Origin of the sequence: Mycobacterium sp., assembly GCF_036273375.1 — a bacterium.
Lineage (GTDB): Bacteria > Actinomycetota > Actinomycetes > Mycobacteriales > Mycobacteriaceae > Mycobacterium.
The window spans coordinates 1-4,327 of record NZ_DASUHS010000193.1 but is presented as its reverse complement, the minus strand read 5'-3'; the positions used below and the strand labels follow the sequence as shown (position 1 = coordinate 4,327).

The 4,327-nt window shown below is 66.3% G+C and carries 2 protein-coding genes; both read right to left on the bottom strand.

Annotated elements, in window-relative coordinates; genetic code table 11:
- Nucleotides 1-721: radical SAM protein (locus VFW69_RS17840; protein WP_526503005.1), on the bottom strand; the 721-nt coding region annotated here is incomplete at its 3' end.
- Nucleotides 718-4,131, bottom strand: coding sequence for a DNA polymerase III subunit alpha (locus VFW69_RS17835; RefSeq protein ID WP_526503003.1), 3,414 nt, complete (start codon nt 4,129-4,131; stop codon nt 718-720). The genes VFW69_RS17840 and VFW69_RS17835, both read right to left, overlap by 4 nt.
- Between the last annotated feature and the right edge of the window lie 196 nt (nt 4,132-4,327).

The following is a 4,327-nucleotide window of genomic DNA, read 5'->3' as shown; positions in this document are numbered from 1 at the left end:
GCAGTACCGGCGCGACGAGCGCGCCGGTGCGGATTCCGGCTTCGGCCAACGTGCGTAGTGCGCGAAGGCGCCGACGCGGATGCGGCGTGCCGGGCTCGGTTGACCGCCAGACCCGCTCGTCCAGGGTGCCGATCGAGAGGTTGACCTGCACCGACGTCCGCGCGGCGGCGTCGGTGAGCAAATCCAGATCCCGCAGGACGAGCGGTGACTTGGTCAAGATGGAGACCGGATTGCCGCGCTCGGCGAGCGCCCGCAGGACGCCGCGCGTCAGTCGGTACTTCCCTTCCGCTCGCTGGTACGGATCGGTATTCGTGCCCATGGCGATTGAGTCGCCCTGCCATCGGGGATCGGCCAGCTCAGCCCGCACCCGCTCGACCGCGTTGATCTTGACGATGATCTTCCGGTCGAAGTCCTCCCCGATGTTGAGGCCGAGATAGCTGTGTGTCGGGCGGGCGAAGCAATACGTGCAGGCGTGGCTGCAGCCGCGATAGACGTTGATGGTCCAGCGGAACGGCACCGGCGACCGGCTGGGGACCTCGTTGATGATCCGCTTGGCCGTGACGTGCAGGAACTCGAGCCCGGACATCCGCCCGGTGCCGCGGTTCGGGCCGGTGAGTCCGTCGAGGCCGAACAGCGCGATCTGACCATCGCGTTCCTGATCGGCCAGGTGCCACCGCAGCTCGCTCGTCGTGGCGACGGATCCGGTTACCGGTTGGCTCATCGGAAGTCCCGGGATTTCGTGCGCAGCCCGAGCGACAGTTTCTCGATGCGTTCCGCCACGATGTTGGTGACCCCGTCGGCGCGTTCCAGCATCCCGCGGATCATCAGCCCGCCGGACTCGCGGGCCACCCGGCGGTGGCGCATCCACACCACCGGGTCACAGATAACGTTCACCATTCCGGTCTCGTCCTCCAGGTTGAGGAACGTGACGCCACGTGCGGTCGCCGGACGTTGCCGATGGGTCACCACGCCGCCGACGGTGACCCGGGTGCGGTTCTCGATCGAGCGGAGCGCGCTCGCCGGGACGATGCCCAAGGAATCCAGGCGTGAGCGGATGAGCGCCGTCGGATAGGCGTCCCGGGTAATGCCGGTGGCCCACAGGTCGGCCACGAGCTGTTCGGCCTCGCTCATCGTTGGCAACGGGGGCGTGCTCGATTCGTCGTAGGCGGTCACGTTCAACTGACCAGGGTGGTCGGCGGCGACGGCGCCGGCGGCCCAAAGTGCCGTCCGTCGGGACAAGCCGAAGCAGTCGAATGCCCCGGCAGTAGCCAGGGCCTCGACCTGGTCGACGGTGAGACCCACGCGCCGGCTCAGGTCGGCCATCGAGGTATAGGCACCGCCGCGATTCCGTTCCGCGACGATCTGCTCGGCCAGCTCGCTGCTGATGGTGCGCACGCTGGACAGTCCCAGCCGCACCGCCGGTTGCGGTGGTCCTGGACCGGTGTAGGGCGGGTCGACCGGGTAGCCGTCCGGCACCGCCTCGAGCCCGGCGGCCGCGGGTGAGAGGTTCACGTGCGGGCCGAGCACGACGACGCCGTGTCGCTTGGCGTCGTGAACAAGCGTCTGCGGCGAGTAAAAACCCATCGGCTGCGCGTTGAGCAGCGATGCGCAGAATGCTGCCGGGTGATAGAGCTTCAGCCAGCTGGAGGCATAGACCAAGAAGGCGAAGCTGATCGAGTGGCTCTCGGCGAACCCGAACGAGGCGAACGACTTGATCTTGAGGTAGATGTCGTCGGCAGCCGCTCCGACGATGCCGTTGCGCGCCATCCCGTCGTAGAGCCGTTGCCGCAGATCTTCCATTCGCTCGTGCGAACGCTTGGACCCCATGGCCCGCCGCACCTGATCGGCTTCCGAGGGCGAACAACCGGCAGCATCGATAGCGAGCTGCATCAACTGTTCCTGGAACAGTGGCACGCCGAGCGTTTTCTCCAGATGCGTTTTCAGCTTGGGATGGGGATAAGTGACCTCTTCCAATTTGTGCTTGCGGCGAATATAGGGATGCACGGATTCGCCTTGGATCGGGCCGGGCCGAATCAACGCAATCTCGATGACCAAGTCGTAGAACTTTTCCGGGCGCAGTCGAGGCAGGGTGGCCATCTGTGCTCTGGACTCGATCTGGAAAACTCCGATGGTGTCCGCCCGCTGCAGCATTTCGTAGACAAGCGGATCTTCCGGCGGCACCTCGTGCAGCCCGTAATGCACCCCGAACCATTGCTCGACGAACTCGAAGCAGTAGTGCAACGCCGAGAGCATGCCTAGCCCGAGCAGGTCGAACTTGACCAGCCCGATGGCGGCACAGTCGTCCTTGTCCCACTGCAGTACCGTGCGTTCCGGCATCCGGCCCCATTCCACCGGGCAGACTTCGACTACCGGACGATCACAGATCACCATGCCGCCGGTATGGATCCCCATGTGTCGGGGGGCATTCTGCAGTTCGGCGGCGAGATCCACGACGCGCTGCGGTACTTCGGACTGCCTTGAAGTCGGCGCATCGTCCTCGCGGGTGAAGAGGTCCGGCGCCCAGTAATAACTCTGCTCGATCTCTTTGCTCCAGGCGTCCTGCTGACCGGGGGAGTAACCGAGCGCCTTGGCGATGTCACGAATGGCCGACTTGGGCCGGTAGGTGATGACGTCGGCGACCTGGGCCGCATGGTCGCGGTTGTAGTGGTGATAAACGTACTGAATAGCCTCTTCACGCCGGTCGGACTCGATATCGACGTCGATGTCTGGTGGCCCATCCCGGTCGGGGGAGAGGAACCGTTCGAAGAGCAATTCGTAGCGCACCGCGTCGACGGCAGTGATCTTCAGTGCGTAGCAGACCGCTGAGTTTGCGGCAGATCCCCTGCCTTGGCAGAGGATTCCCCGCGAGTGACAGAACCGCACGATGTCCCAGACGACGAGGAAGTAGCCCGGGAACCCGAGCTCGTCGATGATGGCGAGTTCGTGTTCGATCTGCGCGAAGGCGCGTTCGCGTTCTTCTGGCTTGCGGTCGCCGTACCGTTCGACGGCACCGGAGCGGGCTAGCTCGGCGAGGTAGGTCATCTCGGTGTGCCCAGGCGGGACAGGAAAGGGTGGCAGCTGCGGGGCGATGAGCCGTAGCGGGAAGGCCAGCTCGTCGCCCAGCGCTGCCGCTCGCTCGACCACTCCCGGCCAGCGGGCGAATCGGGCCGCCATTTCCGCACCGGACCGCAAGTGCTGGTCGGCGAATGCGGGTAGCCACCCGTCCATCTCGTCGAGGTTGCTGCGAGCCCGTACCGCGGCTACGGCAGTGGCCAGTGGCCGCCGCGGTGGACCGTGGTAGTGCGCGGCCGTGGTGGCGACGACCGGCAGGCCCGCTTCCTCGGCGAGCAGGGTCAGCGCGTCGTGGCGTTCATCGGCGAGTGGGTCCAGGGCGTAGGTCAGTTCGACAACGACGTTGTCCCGCCCGAACCGGTCGATCAGGTCGGCCAGCGCGCGTCGCGCCGGGTCGAGCCCGCTCGCCAACGCTGCGCGTACCGGGCCCTTGCGGCATCCGGTGAGTACCAGCCAATGACCGTTAGCTAGCTCCGCCAGCTCATCACCGTCGTACACCGGGCGGCCCTTGACGCCACCACGTTGCTGGGCGGTGCTGATCGCTCGAGCCAGGCTGGCATAGCCGGTCGGGTCGCGGGCCAGCACGAGCAGGTGGTGCCCGGTCGGGTCGGGCTTACCAACCCGGGCCGCGACCATCCGCTCGGACTGGGTGGTCGGCATCGGGACGTCCAACGAGAGCTCAGCCCCGATCACCGTCGGCAAGCCGAGAGTCTCGGCCGCCTCCGAGAACCGCACGATCCCGTAGAAGCCGTCGTGGTCGGTCAGGGTGAGTGCTGAGAGACCGAGCCGGACGGCCTCCTCGACCATCTCTTCCGGGGAGCTGGCCCCGTCGAGGAAGCTGAACGACGAGTGCGCATGCAGCTCCGCGTACCGCACCGGGGGCGCTCCGCCGTCGATCGGACGGGCGTCCGCGGCGGGGATGTACGCGGTACGTTTGCGCGACCAGGCCGGCGAATCGCCGCCGTCGCCCACCAGCTCGTCGCGGTCGTCAGGCTCGGCTCGGCCGGACAGGCGGCGCTCCAGCTCCTGCCACGGCATCGGAGGGTTCTGCCAGCCCATCCGTTCAGTATTCGAACAAATGTTCGACTAGTCAAGTCGTATTGGCCCTCGGACTACGACGGGAGGCTCGACAAGCCGTCGCTAACTCGAGAGCCCGTGACCGTGCCCTCTCAAGTCGCGCCGCCCGTCACTGCTTCGACGTTGATCTCGAATGCGTAGCCGACGTCTTGGCATCCACCACGACGAGGCATCCGAA

Coding starts and splice junctions, on each gene's coding strand:
- VFW69_RS17835 (WP_526503003.1), bottom strand. CDS start 4,131: ATGGGCTGGCAGAACCCTCCGATGCCGTGGCAGGAGCTGGAGCGCCGC.